The organism is Arhodomonas sp. KWT2 (assembly GCF_041949875.1).
GTDB lineage: Bacteria > Pseudomonadota > Gammaproteobacteria > Nitrococcales > Nitrococcaceae > Arhodomonas > Arhodomonas aquaeolei.
In genome coordinates this window covers 127,080-144,375 of record NZ_JBHFPQ010000040.1, presented here as the reverse complement: position 1 = coordinate 144,375, position 17,296 = coordinate 127,080, and the positions used below count along the sequence as shown (strand labels likewise).

Genomic DNA, 17,296 nt, shown 5'->3' with positions numbered 1-17,296 from the left:
GCCATGGACAAAGACCATCTGACTCAGACCACTTTCAAGTCCCTGGGACTCCACGAATCGCTGCTGACCGGCCTGGACGAGGCGGGGTTCACGCGCTGCATGCCCATCCAGGAGGCCACGCTGCCGCTGGCGCTCGCGGGCAAGGACGTCGCGGGCCAGGCACAGACCGGCACCGGCAAGTCCGCGGCCTTCCTGCTGGCGACCATGCACTACCTCATGACCACACCGGTGGCCGAGGGCAAATCCGGGCCGTGGGCGGCGATCCTCGCGCCGACGCGCGAGCTCGCACTGCAGATCCACCGGGACGCGGAGAAGCTCGGCTACTTCACGGGCATGGAGTTCGCCTGTATCTACGGCGGCACGGGCTACGACAAGCAGCGCCGCCAGCTCGAGCGCGGCGTGGACGTGCTCATCGGCACCCCCGGGCGGATCATCGACTTCTACAAGCAGCGGGTGTTCACCCTGGACAACGTGGAGGTCGCCGTCCTCGACGAGGCGGACCGCATGTTCGACATGGGCTTCATCTCGGACATCCGCTACCTCCTGCGGCGCATGCCCCCGCCGAACAAGCGCATCAACATGCTCTTCTCGGCGACGCTGTCCGAGCGCGTCAAGGAGCTCGCCTGGGAGCACATGAACGACCCGGAGACGGTGGAGATCGAGCCCGAGCAGATCACCGCCGAGAAGGTCAACCAGAAGCTCTACCACGTCGAGAACAACCAGAAGATCGGCCTGCTGCTCGGCGTGCTGCGCCACCAGGACGTCACCCGCACGATGGTGTTCGTCAACACCAAGCGGGCCGCCGAGCAGGTCACCGGCTACCTGCTGGGCAACGACATCAAGACCGCGGTGCTCTCCGGCGACATCCCCCAGAACAAGCGCGAGCAGCTGCTCGGCGAGTTCCAGAAGGGCGAGCTGCCGGTGCTGGTCGCCACAGACGTGGCCGCGCGCGGCCTGCACATCCCCGGCGTCTCCCACGTCGTCAACTACGACCTGCCGCAGGACGCCGAGGACTACGTCCACCGTATCGGGCGCACGGCCCGGGCCGGTGAGCGCGGCGACGCGATCAGCTTCGCCTGCGAGAGCTACGTCTACTCGCTGCCGGATATCGAGGCCTACATCGACCAGAAGATCCCCTCCGAGCTCGCCCCGCCGGAGCTCATCGTCGAGGACATCAAGCCGCCCAAGCGGGTGAGCTCGCCGCGCCGCGGCAACGGCCGCCCGCCGCAGCGCAACAACCGCCGCGGCGGTAGCGGTGGCGGTGGTGGCGGCGGCTCGCGCCGACGCTGACGGCGCCGGCGCCCGCGCCGGCGCGCTACAATGCCCCTTCGACGGGCCGCGCGCGGCGCGCGGCCGATCTAGGCAGACACCGGAGGCGGCGTGAACCAGAACACCGACACCACCCTGCTGGCCGAGGCCGAAATCCCCGTGCGCTGGGGCGACATGGACGCCCTCGGCCACGTGAACAACACCATCTACTTCCGCTACTTCGAGCAGGTCCGCATCGAGTGGCTGCAGCAGATCGGCGTCGGCGAGAGCGTCGGCGGCGGCACCGCACTGGGGCCGGTGGTGGTCAACGCCTTCTGCGAGTTCCGCCGCGCCATCGTCTACCCCGCCACGCTCAACGTGCGCATGTTCGGCGACACCCCCCGGCGCAGCAGCTTCGACACCCGCTACGAGATCCGCGACGCCGGCGACGGCGGGGTCGTCTACGCCACCGGCTCAGCCCGGGTGGTGTGGGTGGACCACCACGCGGGGCGCGCGGTCGCCGTACCTGCAGACGTCCGGGCGCTGCTGCCGGGCTCGTGAACTTCCTCGCCCACGCCTATCTCGCCGGCGACGACGATCCGGCATTCCTGGCGGGCAACCTCATGGGCGATTTCGTGCGCGGCACGCCGGACCCGGCACTGCCGGACGCCGTGCGTGCCGGTATCCGGCTGCACCGCCGTGTGGACGTCTTCACCGACCGGCACCCGGTCGTGCGCGACGCCCGGCGGCGCTTCCCGCCGCCCCATCGCCGGGCCGCCGGAATCATCCTGGACATGGCCTTCGATCACTTCCTCGCCCGGGACTGGGCCAGCCACCACCCCACGGCGCTGCCCACCTTCACCCGCGGCGCGTACACCGCACTGGAACGCCAGGGCCGGCACCTCCCGCCACGCCTCGCCGCAATCCTGCCGCGGATGCGCGACGACGACTGGCTCGCCGCCTACGCGGACTTCGACAGCACCGTGGCTGCACTGGAGCGCATGGCCGCACGGCTGTCCCGGCGCCGGGAAATGCTGCGCGGCGCCGGCCCCACCCTGACCGCCCTGTATCCGGCGCTGGAGGCGGATTTCCACGCGTTCTTCCCGGCGCTGGTGGATTTCGTCCGCGACGCCGGGAAACCCGGCGGGGTTCAGGACGGTCAACCAGTGGAGAGCGACCTCACCCGATAACATCGAGCACGGGAGCCACCATGACCGCAGGCCTGGCATCGCTACGCCTGGACAACCGGTTCGCCCGCCTGCCGGGCGAATTCCACACCCGCCTGGCACCCGGCGGACTGCCGGAGCCACGGGTACTGGCCGTGAGCCCGGAGACGGCGGCGCTGCTCGGCCTCGACCCCGGCGCCGTGGCCGCGGACGCCGACATCCTCGCGGGCAACGTCCCCCTGCCCGGCGGGGCCCCCCTGGCCATGGTCTACGCCGGCCACCAATTCGGGCAGTACGTACCCCGCCTCGGTGACGGCCGCGCCGTGCTGCTCGGCCAGGCCCGTGGCAACGACGGCCAACTCTACGACCTCCACCTCAAGGGTGCCGGTCCCACCCCCTACTCCCGCGGCGCCGACGGACGCGCGGTGCTGCGCTCATGCCTGCGGGAGTTCCTCGCCAGCGAGGCGCTGCATCACCTGGGCATCCCCACCACCCGGGCGCTGGCGCTGGTGGGCACGTCGCTCGCCGTGCAGCGCGAACGCGTCGAGCCCGGCGCGGCGATGCTGCGCGTCTCCCGCGGGCACGTGCGCTTCGGACACTTCGAGTATTTCTACTACCGCGAACGCTTCGACGCCCTGCCCGTCCTGGCCGATCACGTCATCGCCGACGCCCACCCGGACCTCGTCGGCCACACCGCCCGGTACCGCCTCTGGCTGGAGCGGGTCGTCCGGGCGACGGCGTCACTGATCGCCCGCTGGCAGGCGGTGGGCTTCGTCCACGGGGTGATGAACACCGACAACATGTCCGTGCTCGGCGAGACCATCGATTACGGGCCGTTCGCGTTCATGGATGCGTTCAGCGACACCTTCACCCCGAACCACACCGACATGGGCGGGCGCTACAGCTACCGCATGCAGCCTGCCATCGGCGAGTGGAACGTCACCCAGCTGGTGCAGGCCTGCCTGCCGCTGCTCGCGGACACGCCGGAGGCGGCGGTGGAGATCGGCCGGGACATCGTCGCGGGCTACGAGGGCGCCTTCGACGCGGCCTGGCTCGAGGCCTTTACCGACAAGCTCGGCATCGCCGAGCCACAGGCCGGCGACGAGCGGCTGATCGGCGACCTGCTCGCCCGCATGGCCGACGGCGGTGCCGATTTCACCCGCACCTTCCGCGCCCTCGGCGAACTCCACTCGGCCACCGACGGCGGGGACGAGGACTTCCTGGACGAGTTCGCCGACCGCGACGCCGCAACGGAATGGCTCGGGCGCTGGCGTCGCCGGCTGGCAACGGAGGGGCGCAACGACGCCGCGCGCCGCCAGGCGATGCACGGCGTCAACCCGCGCTACGTGCTGCGCAGCTGGATGGCCCAGCAGGCCATCGACCGCGCGGAGGACGGCGACATGGGCGAGACGCAGCGCCTGCTCGACTGCCTGCGCCGGCCGTTCGACGACCAACCGGGATACGCGGAATACGCGGCGCCGCCGCCGGACTGGGGACGGGGCATCGTGCTCTCGTGCTCCTCGTGAGCCGCGGACGGCTTGCATTCGCGCCGCCCGCCCCCAACGCTGAAGACATCGCCCAACGCCAAGAGAGAGTGACCATGCGATACGTGCTGTTCACCTGCCTGCTCACCGGACTGATCCTGTCCGCGCCGCTGGCCGCAGCGGAGGGCAGCGGCGCCGGCAACGGTGCGGAGACCACCATGGAGCAGGGCGGCGAATCCAACCTGGAGGCGCTGCAGCGCTACTCCGCGGAAAAGCGCGACCAGGCGGTGACCAAGGCCCATGAGCTCATGGACGCGCTGGACAAACGCATTGCGAACCTGCGCGAGCGCGCCGACGAGCAGTGGTCCGAGATGAGCGAGGCGACACGGGAGAAGACGCAGGCAAGCCTGCGCGCCCTGGAGGACGAGCGCGAGGACCTCGGCCGCGCGTTCGACCGCCTGGGCGAAAGCTCGGCGGAGACCTGGGACGACGTGAAGACGGGCTTCGTAGACAGCTACCGCCAGCTGCGCGAGCACTTCCAGGCGACCGAGAAGGAAACCCCCAAGCCCGACATGTCCCGGGAGTGACCGGCCTCGCCAGGCCGGAGTGCAGGCCCTACACTGGAGGGCCACCGATCACCTTCAGCTAGCGAACGGAGCACCATGCGCTATCTCAAACGATGCATCGGCCTGGCACTGATCCTCGTGGTCGGCGCGGCCCAGGCCCAGAGCGGGAGCGGCGGACTGCTGGACAACGGCGGCCGCGGCGGCGAGAGCGACTTCCTCAAACCCGCCGAGAACGGCGGCCAGACCGCGCAGCAGACCACCCAGGGCCAGCCGCAGGGCCAGCAGGGCGACTCGGAGAACGTCGAGCGCTTCGAGGACTGGGGCGTGCGCTGCGGACTCGGGGACAACGGCCCGCGCAACGGCTGCGAGATGTTCCAGGGCGTGACCCGCAGCGACAACGACAAGCTCGTCATGCGGGTGGCGGTGGCCTATCCACCCCAGGAGCAGGTCGACGGCCCCGTGGCGGTCTTCCAGCTGCCCCTGGGCATCCACCTGCCCCCGGGCGTGCAGATGAGCATCGACGGCGGCGAGCCGATCCGCTTCCCCGTACAGATCTGCTTCCAGGCGGGCTGCCGGGCGGACCTGCCACTCAAGGATGAGCTCCTCGCCAAGCTCAAGGGCGGCACCAAGGCCCAGGTCAGTATCCGCGTACCCAACGGCAAGACGGTCAACCTGCCGCTCTCGCTGATGGGCTTCACGGCGGCGCTCGACCGCATCAGCCCCTGAGCCCGCCCCGCGGCCCGGCCGCCGGCCGGGCCGCGAATGTTACAAATCGATGGCACCGGCGTTACCATACCCTCCCCTGAACAAGCCGGGATGGGAACGCACATGGCGCCGAACTTCTTCTCGCAGCTCTTCGGCAAATCCCCCGTGAGCCCCCTGCAGCGACACATGGCGGAGGTCAGCGCCTGTGTCGAGGAGCTCCCACCGTTCCTCGCCGCGGTCCGGGCCGGGGACTGGGCGACCGCCGAGGCCCATCAGCAGCGCATCGGCCGTATCGAGAGCGATGCGGACCGCCTCAAGCACGAGCTGCGCCTGCAGCTGCCCAAGGGCCTGATGCTACCCGTCGCCCGCCGCGACCTCCTCGAGGTCCTGGCCATGCAGGACAAGGTCGCCAACCGCGCCAAGGACATCGCCGGGCTGATCCTCGGCCGGCGCATGACCTTCCCCGAATCCGTCGCCGAGCCCATGGAGGCCTTCCTGCAGCGCTCCGTGGACGCCACCCGCCAGGCCCGCAAGGCCATCGACGAGCTCGACGACCTCTTCGAGACCGGCTTCCGCGGCCACGAGGTGGACATCGTCAACGGCATGCTCACCGAGCTCGACCGCATCGAGAGCGACACCGACCGCCTCCAGGTGACCACGCGGCGCGCCGTGTTCGCCCTGGAGGACGAGCTGCCGCCGGTCCACGTGATGTTCATCTACCGGATCATCGACTGGATCGGCAGCCTCGCCGACCGCTCCCAGCGGGTCGGCAGCCGGCTGCAGCTCATGCTCGCTCGATAGAAGAAACCAACTACCCGTTTTCTCTTTCCATCCCCGGGGGCCCAATGGAATTCGGTATCACACTGCTCGTGCTGGCGGCCGTGTTCGGACTGTTCATGGCGTGGGGCATCGGCGCCAACGACGTCGCCAACGCCATGGGCACATCGGTCGGGTCGCGCGCGATGACCATCGGCCAGGCGGTGGTCATCGCCGCCGTGTTCGAGTTCGCCGGCGCGCTGCTCGCCGGCGGCTCGGTGACTGACACGGTGCGCAAGGGCATCGTCAATCCGGCGGTGTTCGCCGATCACCCCCAGCTCCTGGTCTTCGGGATGCTCGCCGCCCTGCTCGCCGCGGCGGTATGGCTGCTGGTGGCCTCGTACTTCGGCTGGCCCGTGTCCACGACCCACTCCATCGTCGGCGCGGTGGTGGGCTTCGCCGCGGTGGGCGTCGGCCCGGACGCCGTGCAGTGGGGCAAAATCGTGTCCATCGCGGCGAGCTGGGTGGTCTCGCCACTGCTGTCAGGCACCATCGCGTTCCTGCTGTTCCTGTCCGTGCAACGGCTGATACTCGACTCGCACACGCCGCTCGCGAACGCCCGGCGCTACGTACCGGTGTACATGTTCGGCGTGGGCTTCGTGGTCGCACTGGTGACCATCACCAAGGGCCTCAAGCACGTGGGGGTCACCTTCCCGCCGACACTCGCGGTGCTGATCGCGGCCGCCGCCGGCATCGTCGTCACGCTCGTGGGCATTGCCGGTATCCGTCGTCTGGACATCGATCCGGACGCGGACCTCGACTTTCACTACACCAACGTCGAGCGGATCTTCGGCGTGCTCATGGTGATCACCGCCTGCGCCATGGCCTTCGCCCACGGCTCCAACGACGTCGCCAACGCCGTGGGACCGGTGGCGGCGGTGGTGAGCATCGTCACCAACAGCGGTGAGGTCGGCGCCAAGGCCAGCCTCAACGTGTGGATCCTGCTGCTCGGCGGGGGCGGCATCGTGATCGGCCTGATCACCTATGGCCAGCGCGTGATCCAGACCGTCGGCCAGGGCATCACCTCGCTGTCGCCGAGCCGCGGCTTCGCCGCCACCATCGCCGCGGCGACCACCGTGGTCCTCGCCTCCGGCACCGGACTGCCGATCTCGACGACCCACACGCTGGTGGGCGGCGTACTCGGCGTGGGCCTCGCCCGGGGCATGGCCGCGCTCAACCTGCGCATGATCGGCCACATCTTCATGTCCTGGATCGTCACCCTGCCCGCCGGCGCGATCCTCTCGGTGATGTTCTTCTACCTGCTCGAGGCGCTGCTCGGCTGAAGCCGCCGCCGGGCGGCGCGCTGGGCGGACCAGGTATCGGCAGTGTAGACCGCCAGACCCGTCCAGATTGCGGCGAAGGTGACGCCGTCGGCCCCGGTGAAAGGCTCGCCGAGTACGAGCACGCCGGTAAGCAGGTGCATGGTCGGCGTGATGTACTGGAACAGCCCCAGCGTCGCCAGCCGGAGGCGCTGCGCCGCCGCCGTGAACAGCACCAGCGGCACCACCGTCGCCGCGCCGGCCCCGATCAGCAATACGTCGATGACGGGCGAGGCGATGAACAGCTGCGCGCGTCCTTCGGCATACATCCAGGCCAGACCGATCAGCGCCGCGGGCAGGGCCATCAGCGTCTCCAGGAACAGGCCCGTGGCACTGTCGACGGCGAGCTGCTTGCGGATCAGCCCGTAACCGCCGAAGCAGCCGGCGAGCACCAGCGCGATCCAGGGCACCGAGCCGAAGGCGATCACGCGCAGGATCACGCCCGCCGCGGCCACACCGACCGCCAGCATCTGCCAGCGCCGCAGCCGCTCACCGAGGAACGCGAAACCGAGGAAGACATTGAGCAGCGGATTGATGTAATAGCCCAGGCTGCTCTCGAGCACGTGGCCGTTGGTGACGGCCCAGATGAACACCCCCCAGTTGGCGACGATGAGCGCGGTACTTGCCATCAGCGGCCGGCGCAGGTGCGGCTGCGCGAGCACCGCCCGCACCCGGGTCCAGCGTCCGGCGGCGGCGAGCACCAGCGCGAGCAGCACCGCCGCCCAGATCACGCGCTGCACCAGGATCTCCCAGGGCGAGACGCTGGGGCCGATGAGGTGGAAATACAGCGGCAGCAGCCCCCAGAGGCCGAACGCCCCCAGTGCCGCCGCGACGCCGCCGGCCGACGGGTGGGTATCGGACACGTCGCGATTCCTCGAGTGGATGTGGCGGGCGGTCTTCCGGCGTGCAGCAGGCACCGCCGTGGACGCCCCATGGACATGGAGCCGTCAGGATAGTTGCCCGGCGAACGTTTTGCGACCCCGCCAGCCTCCGTGGTCCCGACTTCGCGCCCCCATTCCCGTCGTCGGATAATCGCCTCCGGGGGCGGGACAAACGCGTCGATTTATCGTAGGATTCGCCGCGCCGCAGATCGATGCTTAACCCGGTCAGTCAGGCGGTTGGGCGAACACGCCCGGGCAGGGTCGGTAGACTGCGGCCGCCGCGGATGCACCAGTCAACCCAGGGGAACGATCCATGTCGATTACCGAGCGCGACCTCTACCTCCAGCAGTGGAAACAGGCCCAGGAGCTCGCCGAGCAGATGCTGCCGATGATCGGCCGCCTCTACCGCGATCGCGGTCTGGTCCTGCGCATCTACGGCCGCCCGCTCAACAACGTCAACACGGTCGACATCCTCAAGGCGCACCGCTTCGTCAAGCAGTACGAAGGCGAAGCGCTGGACATCCGCGACAGCTTCGCCGTACTGGAGGCGCTGACCGCCCTGCGCCTGGCCCCGGCACGACTGGACCTGGGCCGCCTCGCCGTCGCCTACGGCCGCCTCGAGGAGCCCCGTCCGGCGCTTACCGACTGGCTGCGCGAGGAGCTCGCCGACATCGTCGACCGCGAGGGCCCGCTGCTCAACGAACCCCAGGACGTCGTGCTCTACGGTTTCGGCCGCATCGGACGCCTGCTCGCCCGGCTGCTCATCGAGAAGACCGGCGCCGGCAACAAGATGCGCCTGCGCGCCGTCGTCGTACGCCCCAACAACAATGACGACGACCTCGACAAGCGCGCGAGCCTGCTGCGCCGCGACTCCGTACACGGCCCCTTCAACGGCTCGATCTTCACCGTGCCGGAAGAGAACGCCATCGTCGCGAACGGCAACTACATCAAGGTCATCTACGCCAACGACCCGGCGGAGATCGACTACACCGAGTACGGCATCAAGGACGCGCTGATCCTCGACAACACCGGCAAGTGGCGCGATGAGGCCGGCCTCTCCCGCCACCTCGAGGCCACCGGCGCCGGCCGCGTGCTCCTGACCGCGCCCGGCAAGGGCGATCTCAAGAACATCGTCTTCGGTGTGAATCACCGCGACATGGCCCCCGAGGACCGCATCCTCTCGGCGGCGAGCTGCACCACCAACGCCATCACCCCCGTGCTCAAGGTGATCAACGAGCGCTACGGTATCGAGTACGGTCACGTCGAGACGGTGCACGCCTACACCAACGACCAGAACCTCACCGACAACTACCACAAGGGCTCGCGCCGCGGCCGCAGCGCGCCGCTGAACATGGTTCTCACCGAGACCGGCGCGGCCAAGGCGGTGGCCAAGGCCCTGCCCGAGCTCTCCGGCAAGCTCACCGGCAACGCCATCCGCGTCCCCACCCCGAACGTGTCGCTCGCGGTGATGAACCTCACCCTCAACGACTCGGTGGACGAGGAGAGCCTGCGCGAATTCCTCCGCGACGCCGCGCTGTACTCGGACGTCGCCGAGCAGATCGACTACACCGCCTCCACCGAGGCAGTCTCCACCGATCTGGTCGGCTCGCGTCACGCCGGCGTCATCGACTCGGCCTCGCTGATCGCCCAGGACCGCCACTGCGTGGTCTACGTCTGGTACGACAACGAGATGGGCTACAGCTGCCAGGTCATGCGCATCGCCCAGGAGATGGCGGGCCTGCACTTCCCGCGCCTGCCGCGAAGCTGACCGCCGGCGGCGGGCGGCGCTGTTCCGGCGCCGCCCGCAGGCGCCCCGGGCTGGCGTCACCGATCACCGGCTTAGTAACCTGTGCGCATTACCGTCACCGGAGCGAGAGAGTCCCGCCATGAGCAACTCCCTGCGCGAGCAGATGCTGAAATCCGGGCTCGCCTCAGAAGAGGACGTCAAGCGGGTCGAGTCCCAGAAAAAGGGCAGGAAAAAGGGCCCAAAGAAGAAGAAATCCCAGCGCCAGGCCCCGAAGAGCGATGCCGCCTCCCACGCCGAGCTCTACGACCAGGCCAAGCGGGCCCGCGACCGCGACCTCAACCGTGAGCGTGAGGCCGAGCGCAAGCGTCAGGCGGACGAGAAGGCCGCGCGCAAAATGGTGCTCGACTCCGAGATCCGCCGCAGCGAGCGCGACGCGGACGTGGCATTCCATTTCACCCACGGTGAGCGCATCAAACGGCTGTACGTCACCGGCGCCCAGCAGACGCAGCTCGCCCGGGGCGAACTGGCTATCGCGCGCACCCGCGGGCACTACCGGCTGATCCCAGCGGAGGTCGCCGACCGGGTCGAGCCGGTGGCGCCGTTCCTGATCGCCTTCCGCGGCGGGCCCGTCGAGGGCGAGGACGATCCCGCCTACGAGGAGCACCCGATCCCGGACGACCTCATGTGGTAGTGCGCAGCGGCGCCACCCGGCGCAGTGACAGCCACGAATGCACCGCGATGGCGCCGAGCACGAGCACGGCCCCCGCGAGGGTCAGCGCCGGGGGCTCCTCGCCCACCGCGCCCCACACCCACACCGGGGCCAGCACGGTCTCGATGAGCAGGAACAGGCTCACCTCCGGGGACGGCAGATAGCGCGTGGACGTCATCAGCAGCACCGACGCCAGCGGCATCTGCGCGAGCCCCATGACCGCCAGCCAGCCGTAGCTCGACGCCGACAGCGTGAGCGGATCGGCGAACGGCCACGCGATCAGCCCCGCCACCACGCCCGAGCCGCAGGTCAGCGGGATACGCGGTACCGCCGGGCAGCGGCGGAGCACCGTGAACGCCCCGCCCAGCGAGACGCACAGCGCCATCGCCAGGGCGTCGCCGAGCAGTGTGCCGCCGCCGACGGAGCCGGAGAACACGACCGCCACGCCGGCGATGCTCACGACGATGGCCGCCAGGGTCCGCGGGCGAACGCGCTCGCCGAGGAACAGCCAGGAGAACAGCGCCGCGAAGAACGGCGCACAGCTCAGGATCACCACCGTGTTCGCCGCCCGGGTGAGGGAGACGGAGAGCACGAACAATGCGGTGTTCATGCCGTACAGCCCCGCCGCCGCCAGTGCCGCGAACACCTCCCGGCGGTTGGCCGGCCGCCAGCGCTCACGATGGACCAGCGCGAGCAGCCCCATCGACAACGCGATCCCCCAGCCGCGCCAGAACGCCACGTTCCAGCCGTCCGTCGCGGCGAGGCGCACGAGCACCGCGTCGAAGCTCAGCACCAGCGCCCCCGCGGCGGCGATCAGCATGCCCCGGCGGTGAACCGTGGTCGCGCTCTCCAATGCCCCCTCCCCTGATCCCTGAAACGAAGGCGGCAAGGATAGCCCACCGGGGCCGATCACGGTACCGTGCCGCGTCGGCTCACTCCGGCCAGATCCGCGCCAGGATGGCGTCGCGGTCCACCCCCGCGGGCAGGCACCCCAGGGTATAGCCGCCCCCTCCGCCGAGCCGGCTGGCGCAGAACGCCTCCGCCACCGGTGCCGGGGCGTGGCGCACGAGCAGGCTCGCCTGCAGCGCCAGGGCAAGCGCCCCGGTCGCCCGGCGGGCCGCCGCCGGGTCCTCGCGCACCGAGGCGAGCTCGCCCGGCAGCGCCTCGATCGCGGCGTCCAGGCGTGAGTCGGCGCCCCGGGCCAGTGCCAGTTCGGCGAGGAACGCCGCCTCCACCTCCGGATCGTCCACCAGCGCCCGGCGGACGTCGAGACAGATCACGTTGCCGGCCCCCTCCCAGATACCGTTCACCGGTGCCTCCCGGTAGAGACGCGCCAGCGGCCCGGTCTCCACATAACCGTTGCCGCCGAGACACTCCATGGCCTCGGCGATCACCGCCGGCGCGCGCTTGTTGGTCCAGTACTTCGCCGCCGCCGTGCCCAGGCGGGCGAGCCGGCGCTCGCCGGCCGCGTCGGCCGGGGCCTCGAACGCCGCGGCCAGACGCAGGACCATCGTCAGCCCCGCCTCAACCTCCAGGGCCAGATCGGCCAGGACCTCCCGCATCAGCGGCTGCTCGGCGAGCGTCGCACCGAACGCGCGCCGGGCCCGACAGAAATGCCACGCCTGGACCAGCGCCTGGCGCATCATGCCCACCGGCGCGGTGGCCGCGTCGAGGCGGGTCTGCTGCACCATTTCGATGATGGTGCGCACGCCCCGACCCGGTGGACCCACGCGGCGTGCCCAGGCATCGTCGTACTCGATCTCCGCGGAGGCGTTGCTACGGTTACCGCACTTGTCCTTGAGCCGCTGCAGCCGGATACCGTTGCGCGCGCCGTCCGGCCGCCAGCGGGGCACGAGAAAGCAGGTCAGCCCCTCGTCGGCCTGGGCCAGGGTGAGGAAGGCATCGGACATCGGCGCGGAGCAGAACCACTTGTGGCCGGTGAGCACGTATTCGCCGTCACCACCGGCGGCGACGGCACGGGTGGTGTTGGCGCGCACGTCCGAACCGCCCTGCTTCTCGGTCATGGCCATGCCGAAGGTCGCGCCGGCCTTCTCCCCCGCCGGCAGCGAACGGGCATCATAGCGGGTGCTCATCAGCCATGGCAGCCAGTCGTCGGCCACCGCCGGTTCGGCGAGCAACGCGGGCACGGCGGCGTGGGTCATCGTCACCGGACAGCACACGCCCTGCTCGGGCTGGGTGAAGAGGTACAGCCCGGCGACATGGGCGATGTGGCCACCCGCTGCATTCCGCCGCCATGCGACCCCGTGCAGGTCGTGGCCGATGGCGAGCGCCATGAGGGCGTGGTAGGCGGGATGATAGTGGACCTCATCCACACGACGGCCGCCGGTGTCGAAGGCGACGAGTTCCGGGGGATGGCGCTCAGCCTGCTGCGCCTGCTCGAACCAGTGTCCGCGGCCGGTCTCCTCGCCCAGCGCCGCGAGCCAGGAGGCCGTCCACTCCGGTGCCAGCCGGGTGACCTGCTCGCGCAGGGGCCGGTCCGTGGCCCACGCATCGTAGTCGTCCGGGGGAAACGGCTGGTTGTCGACCTCGTGGGTGCCGAGCCGGGTACGGGGACGGTGGAAACGCATGGCCGGCCTCCTGCCGCGGGGTAGTGATTATCGCTGCGGTCGGGGCGGGGCGGCGGCGCCGCCGGGCGCCCTCGGACCTGCAGATTCAGCGTAGCAGTCACCGGGCTCCCAGGTGGAAACTATACCGTCCAGTCGGTATAGTTCGGCGGTATCGTGATCGACAGAGGCAACGACGATGGGCGAACGGGATTCCACACGGGAACGTCTCCTCCTCGCCGCGGCGCGGCTTGTCCGGGAGCAGGGTGTACGCCATCTCACCCTGGCCGCCGTGGCCCGTGAGGCCGGCGTGAGCAAGGGCGGGCTGATCTATCACTTCCCGTCCAAGGAGGCGCTGCTCGGTGCCATGGTGGCGCACCTGCTCACCGTCACCGAGGCGGGCATTGACGCACACCGCGAAACCGATACCGGCGCCGGGAGCTGGACCCGCGGCTACCTCGCCACGTGCTCACCGCCGGAGCGCGGCGAGCACCCCGACAACCGCATGGCGGCCGCAGTCCTCGCCGCCGGCGCGGGCGCGCCGGCACTGCTCGACCCGATCCGCGAGCGCCAGCCGGCGTGGCGTGCGGCACTGGCGGACGACGGCATCGATGCCGTGGACGCCATGGTGGTGCGCCTGGCGGCGGACGGACTGTGGATGAACGACCTCTTCGCACTGCCGGCACTGGACGCAGACGAACGGGCCGCGGTCATGGCCCGGCTGGCGGCGATGACGGAGGCAGGGACATGAATGCTCTGATCTGGCTCACCATCGCGATCACCAGCGAGGTGATCGCTACCACCGCACTCAAGGCCTCCAACGGCTTCTCCCGTCTGGGTCCGTCGGTGATCGTCGTCGCGGGCTATGCCCTCGCCTTCGTGCTGCTGTCGATGAGCCTCAAACACCTGCCGGTGGGCTACGTCTACGCCCTATGGGCGGGGCTCGGGATGGTCGGCGTGGCGATCACCGGGGCCATGGTCTTCGGCGAGGCCTTTCCCCTCGCCAAGGCCGGCGGGATCGCCCTGATCGTCGCCGGCGTGGTGATGCTGAACCTGCCGGCGGCGAGGGGCTGACCCGCAATACAGCCCCCCGCCGCGACAGCCCGGCCGACACCCACACAGTCCGGGTGGAAAAGGACGCCGGTGACGGGGCCGGGACCGCCACCGGCGATTCGGACGGCATCAGTCGCGGTCGTCGTCCCAGCGGCTGTCACCACGGCGGGGGCGACGGTCGTCGTCCCGGCAGTCGCCTCGGCGATCGTGGTCGCCATGCCAGCCACGGCGCCCTGACGCCGCCTCGGTTTCGTCGATGCGCCCGTCGCCGTTGCGGTCCATGCGCATCAGACGCCGTTCCATGGGATAGGCGAATTCCTCCTGACTGACGGCGCCGTCGCCGTCGCTGTCGAGCCGCTGGATGCGGCGCTCGGCGCGCATGCGCATCATCAGCGCCTGCATCTCGTCGGCGTCGAGCCGGCCGTCGCCGTTGACGTCCGCCTCGGAGAAGCGCCCGGCCTGGCGCTCCTTGAGCGCCTGGACACTCATCGGCAGGTCGTCCGGCCCCATCCCCATCATTCCCGGCGCACCGAAATGCCCGCGGCGATCCGGGCCGGCGTTGGCCAGACCCGCCACGGCAACGGTGAGGACGGCGGCACCGATCAGAAACTTGCCCTTGTGCATGAGTCATCTCCCGTACTTGCTGCGACTTTCACGGCCGCGATTCACCGCGACCTCGCAGACGATTCTGGGCACGGGCCGTGGAGGGAATATGCGCGAATCGGGGAGAGAATGTGAAACGCCGCCGGGCCCGAACCTCAGCCCAGGGCCTCGAGGCGGTAGCCCACGCCGTAGACGGAGCGGATCAGCTCCTGGTCGCCGCGGATAACGGCCATCTTGCGGCGCAGGTTCTTGACGTGGGTGTCCACGGTGCGGTCGGTCACCACGCGGTGATCGTCGTAGAGGTGATCGAGGAGCTGGTCCCGCGAGAACACCCGGCCCGGGTGCCCGGCGAGGGTGGCGAGCAGGCGGAACTCCACCGGTGTCAGCGACAGCGGCTCGCCGTCGAGGCTGGCACGGTAGCCGGCCTCGTCCACGACCAGCCCCCGCCCCGCACCGGCAGGCGCGTCGCTGCGGGTCCGGCGCAGGATGGCCTTGACCCGGGCGACCACCTCGCGGGGACTGAAGGGCTTGCAGATGTAGTCGTCGGCGCCGAGCTCCAGGCCGAGGAGACGGTCGATCTCCTCCACCCGGGCGGTGACCATGACCACCGGCACGTCGCTGAAGCCGCGGATCGCGCGGCACACGCTCATGCCGTCCTCGCCGGGGAGCATGAGGTCCAAGAGCACGAGATCGGGCTGATTGGCGCGGACCCACGGGACGACCTCGCGGCCGTCGCCCAGCACGTGCGGCTCGTAGTCCGCCGCACGCAGGTAGTCGGCCAGCAGCCCCGCCAGCTGGGGCTCGTCCTCGACGATGAGGATGCATCCACTCATGCCCCGGTACCCTCCTGGTTGAGTCATGTCCCGTCGTTCAGCCCGCCAGCGGCAACGTCAGCCGTATGCCGACACCGCCGGCGGGCGCTGCATAGGCCTCGATTCGACCACCGTGGGCCACAGCTATGTTACGGCATATCGCAAGCCCCAGGCCGGCGCCGCCGCTGGAGCGGCTGCGTGAGCCCTCGACCCGGTAGAGCCGCTCGAACAGCCGCTCCAGGGCCTCGGCGGGCACGCCCGGCGCGGAATCCTCCAGCCGCAGCACGGCCTCGCCACCCTCCGTGGCCAGGGACAGGTGCACCTCGCCGCCGCGGTCCGTATAGGACAGGCTGTTGTAAAGCAGATTGCCCAGGAGCTGACCGATACGGCCACGGTCGGCGGTAACCGTCACCGGCTGCCCGGGCACCGTCAGCGCCAGCCTGAGACCGGCATCGGCCATCCGCGCACGCCACTGCCCTGCGGCCGTTCTCGCCAGTTCGGCGAGGTCCAGCACCTCCATGCGGTAGTTGAGCGCGCCGGCGTCGGAGAGCGAGAGCTCGTAGAGGTCGTCGACGAGCTTGCTCAGCGTGGCGACACTGCCCTGCAGGCCCGTCAGGGACTCACGGGTGAGCGGGCGCACGCCGTCCTCCATGGCCTCCAGCTCGGCCCGCAGCACCGACAGTGGCGTGCGCAGCTCATGGGAGATATCCGCCATGAATGCGCGGCGCAGGCGCTCGTTGCGCTCCAGGGTCTCGGCCAGGCGGTTGAAGTCGTTGGCCAGCTGGCCGAGCTCGTCGCGGCGGGGCTCGTCCACCCGTGTGTCGAACCGCCCGGCGGTGAGCGCCCGGGTCGCGCCCGCCAGCCGGCGCACCGGTGCCAGAAAGCCACGGGCGAGCAGCAGGCTCACCACTGTGGCCAGCACGACCACGACCAGCGCGGTCATCCAGGCGGCGTCGAACTGTTTCTCCTGGAAACGCAGGGCCAGATGGTCGGTGATACGCCCCGGGGGGCGATAGACAAGCCAGCCCACGGTTACGCCATCCACCATGACCGGCCGCGACTCCGACTGACCCGGCACCGCCTTAGGCCCGGCAATGTGCTGCCGCTCCGCATTCAGCAGGGCCGGGCCGAAACGGACCGGGCCCTGCATGGACGGCACGTCCCCGGGAGGACCGGCAACCGCACGCCGGGACCCGCCGTGGCCATCATCGTCGCGCTCGCGGTGGCGGTCATCGCGGCCATCGTCGTCCCCGTGATCCCGCTCCCGGTGTTCGTCGTGGTCCTCGCCGTCGTCGCGCTCGCGGTGATGGGCCTCCGCCTCTCGCTGGCGCCACAGCGCCTCCCGGAGCAGGCGCCGCCAGTGCCCGTCTTCGGACAGATCGTGCCAGTCGCCGGCCTCGCGATAATAATCGGCGAGCACCGACGCCAGCATGTCGATACGCTCGCCCTCGCGCTCTCGCACGTAGTCGAGGAAATCGCTGCGAAAGGTCATCTGTACCGCAAAGGTCATGAGCACGACCACGCACAGCGTGACGCCCAGAATGGCGAGAAACAGCTTCGCGGTGATGCCCGGTCGTCTCATCAATTTCTGCCCACCCTCTCGACTTGACCTCCGTCATGGCA

18 protein-coding genes are annotated in these 17,296 nt (G+C 70.1%); 12 read left to right on the top strand and 6 right to left on the bottom strand.

Annotated elements, in window-relative coordinates; all coding sequences use genetic code 11:
* The first annotated feature begins 3 nt into the window (after positions 1-3).
* The 8 genes from ACEZHJ_RS08345 to ACEZHJ_RS08310 all read left to right on the top strand — a co-directional run bounded on the left by ACEZHJ_RS08345 (position 4) and on the right by ACEZHJ_RS08310 (position 7,268).
* On the top strand, positions 4-1,290 hold the full coding sequence (locus ACEZHJ_RS08345) for a DEAD/DEAH box helicase (RefSeq protein WP_375036428.1): 1,287 nt from the start codon (positions 4-6) through the stop codon (positions 1,288-1,290).
* A 90-nt stretch (positions 1,291-1,380) separates the two neighbouring features.
* Complete coding sequence (locus tag ACEZHJ_RS08340) at positions 1,381-1,809, top strand: thioesterase family protein (RefSeq protein ID WP_018719280.1); 429 nt, start codon at positions 1,381-1,383, stop codon at positions 1,807-1,809.
* A complete protein-coding gene (locus tag ACEZHJ_RS08335; RefSeq protein WP_018719279.1) occupies positions 1,806-2,438 on the top strand; it encodes an ACP phosphodiesterase in 633 nt (210 codons plus the stop codon). Before ACEZHJ_RS08340 ends, ACEZHJ_RS08335 begins: the two co-directional genes overlap by 4 nt.
* 20 nt (positions 2,439-2,458) lie before the next feature.
* On the top strand, positions 2,459-3,940 hold the full coding sequence (locus ACEZHJ_RS08330; RefSeq protein ID WP_375036427.1) for a YdiU family protein: 1,482 nt from the start codon (positions 2,459-2,461) through the stop codon (positions 3,938-3,940).
* Positions 3,941-4,014: 74 nt separating this feature from the next.
* Positions 4,015-4,485: a hypothetical protein gene (locus tag ACEZHJ_RS08325; protein WP_163139871.1), complete on the top strand. Its 471-nt coding sequence runs from the start codon at positions 4,015-4,017 to the stop codon at positions 4,483-4,485.
* A gap of 75 nt (positions 4,486-4,560) precedes the next feature.
* Positions 4,561-5,190, top strand: coding sequence for an invasion associated locus B family protein (locus ACEZHJ_RS08320; RefSeq protein WP_018719276.1), 630 nt, complete (start codon positions 4,561-4,563; stop codon positions 5,188-5,190).
* 102 nt (positions 5,191-5,292) lie between these two features.
* The gene (locus ACEZHJ_RS08315) at positions 5,293-5,970 is read left to right on the top strand and encodes a TIGR00153 family protein (protein WP_018719275.1); all 678 of its coding nucleotides are present in this window, start codon (positions 5,293-5,295) and stop codon (positions 5,968-5,970) included.
* 44 nt (positions 5,971-6,014) lie between these two features.
* Complete coding sequence (locus ACEZHJ_RS08310) at positions 6,015-7,268, top strand: inorganic phosphate transporter (protein ID WP_018719274.1); 1,254 nt, start codon at positions 6,015-6,017, stop codon at positions 7,266-7,268.
* On the opposite strand, the gene rarD is transcribed toward ACEZHJ_RS08310, so the two are convergent.
* Positions 7,241-8,167, bottom strand: a complete 927-nt coding sequence (gene rarD, locus ACEZHJ_RS08305; protein WP_163139873.1) for an EamA family transporter RarD — start codon at positions 8,165-8,167, stop codon at positions 7,241-7,243. The genes ACEZHJ_RS08310 and rarD overlap by 28 nt on opposite strands.
* 331 nt (positions 8,168-8,498) lie before the next feature.
* On the opposite strand from rarD, the gene ACEZHJ_RS08300 reads away from it, so the two are divergent.
* Together ACEZHJ_RS08300 and ACEZHJ_RS08295 are read left to right on the top strand one after the other, a co-directional pair.
* Positions 8,499-9,953, top strand: coding sequence for a glyceraldehyde-3-phosphate dehydrogenase (locus tag ACEZHJ_RS08300; protein WP_163139875.1), 1,455 nt, complete (start codon positions 8,499-8,501; stop codon positions 9,951-9,953).
* A 118-nt stretch (positions 9,954-10,071) separates the two neighbouring features.
* The gene (locus tag ACEZHJ_RS08295) at positions 10,072-10,623 is read left to right on the top strand and encodes a DUF2058 domain-containing protein (RefSeq protein ID WP_163139877.1); all 552 of its coding nucleotides are present in this window, start codon (positions 10,072-10,074) and stop codon (positions 10,621-10,623) included.
* On the opposite strand, the gene ACEZHJ_RS08290 is transcribed toward ACEZHJ_RS08295, so the two are convergent.
* Positions 10,613-11,494: a DMT family transporter gene (locus tag ACEZHJ_RS08290; RefSeq protein WP_163139879.1), complete on the bottom strand. Its 882-nt coding sequence runs from the start codon at positions 11,492-11,494 to the stop codon at positions 10,613-10,615. The two genes, ACEZHJ_RS08295 and ACEZHJ_RS08290, sit on opposite strands and share 11 nt — an antisense overlap.
* Positions 11,495-11,573: 79 nt before the next feature.
* Entirely contained in the window at positions 11,574-13,229 is a 1,656-nt protein-coding gene (locus ACEZHJ_RS08285; protein WP_163139880.1) for an acyl-CoA dehydrogenase family protein, read from the bottom strand.
* A gap of 175 nt (positions 13,230-13,404) precedes the next feature.
* Here ACEZHJ_RS08285 and ACEZHJ_RS08280 point away from each other — a divergent pair, with 175 nt between their 5' ends.
* Positions 13,405-13,956 (top strand): TetR/AcrR family transcriptional regulator, encoded by a 552-nt coding sequence (locus ACEZHJ_RS08280; protein ID WP_163139882.1) that lies wholly within the window; start codon positions 13,405-13,407, stop codon positions 13,954-13,956.
* Entirely contained in the window at positions 13,953-14,279 is a 327-nt protein-coding gene (locus ACEZHJ_RS08275) for a multidrug efflux SMR transporter (RefSeq protein WP_163139884.1), read from the top strand. Before ACEZHJ_RS08280 ends, ACEZHJ_RS08275 begins: the two co-directional genes overlap by 4 nt.
* Positions 14,280-14,387: 108 nt before the next feature.
* On the opposite strand, the gene ACEZHJ_RS08270 is transcribed toward ACEZHJ_RS08275, so the two are convergent.
* The 3 genes from ACEZHJ_RS08270 to ACEZHJ_RS08260 all read right to left on the bottom strand — a co-directional run bounded on the left by ACEZHJ_RS08270 (position 14,388) and on the right by ACEZHJ_RS08260 (position 17,255).
* On the bottom strand, positions 14,388-14,882 hold the full coding sequence (locus tag ACEZHJ_RS08270; protein ID WP_163142969.1) for an EF-hand domain-containing protein: 495 nt from the start codon (positions 14,880-14,882) through the stop codon (positions 14,388-14,390).
* Between the two features lie 134 nt (positions 14,883-15,016).
* The gene (locus ACEZHJ_RS08265; RefSeq protein WP_163142966.1) at positions 15,017-15,694 is read right to left on the bottom strand and encodes a response regulator; all 678 of its coding nucleotides are present in this window, start codon (positions 15,692-15,694) and stop codon (positions 15,017-15,019) included.
* A gap of 37 nt (positions 15,695-15,731) precedes the next feature.
* The gene (locus ACEZHJ_RS08260) at positions 15,732-17,255 is read right to left on the bottom strand and encodes an ATP-binding protein (RefSeq protein WP_375036426.1); all 1,524 of its coding nucleotides are present in this window, start codon (positions 17,253-17,255) and stop codon (positions 15,732-15,734) included.
* Between the last annotated feature and the right edge of the window lie 41 nt (positions 17,256-17,296).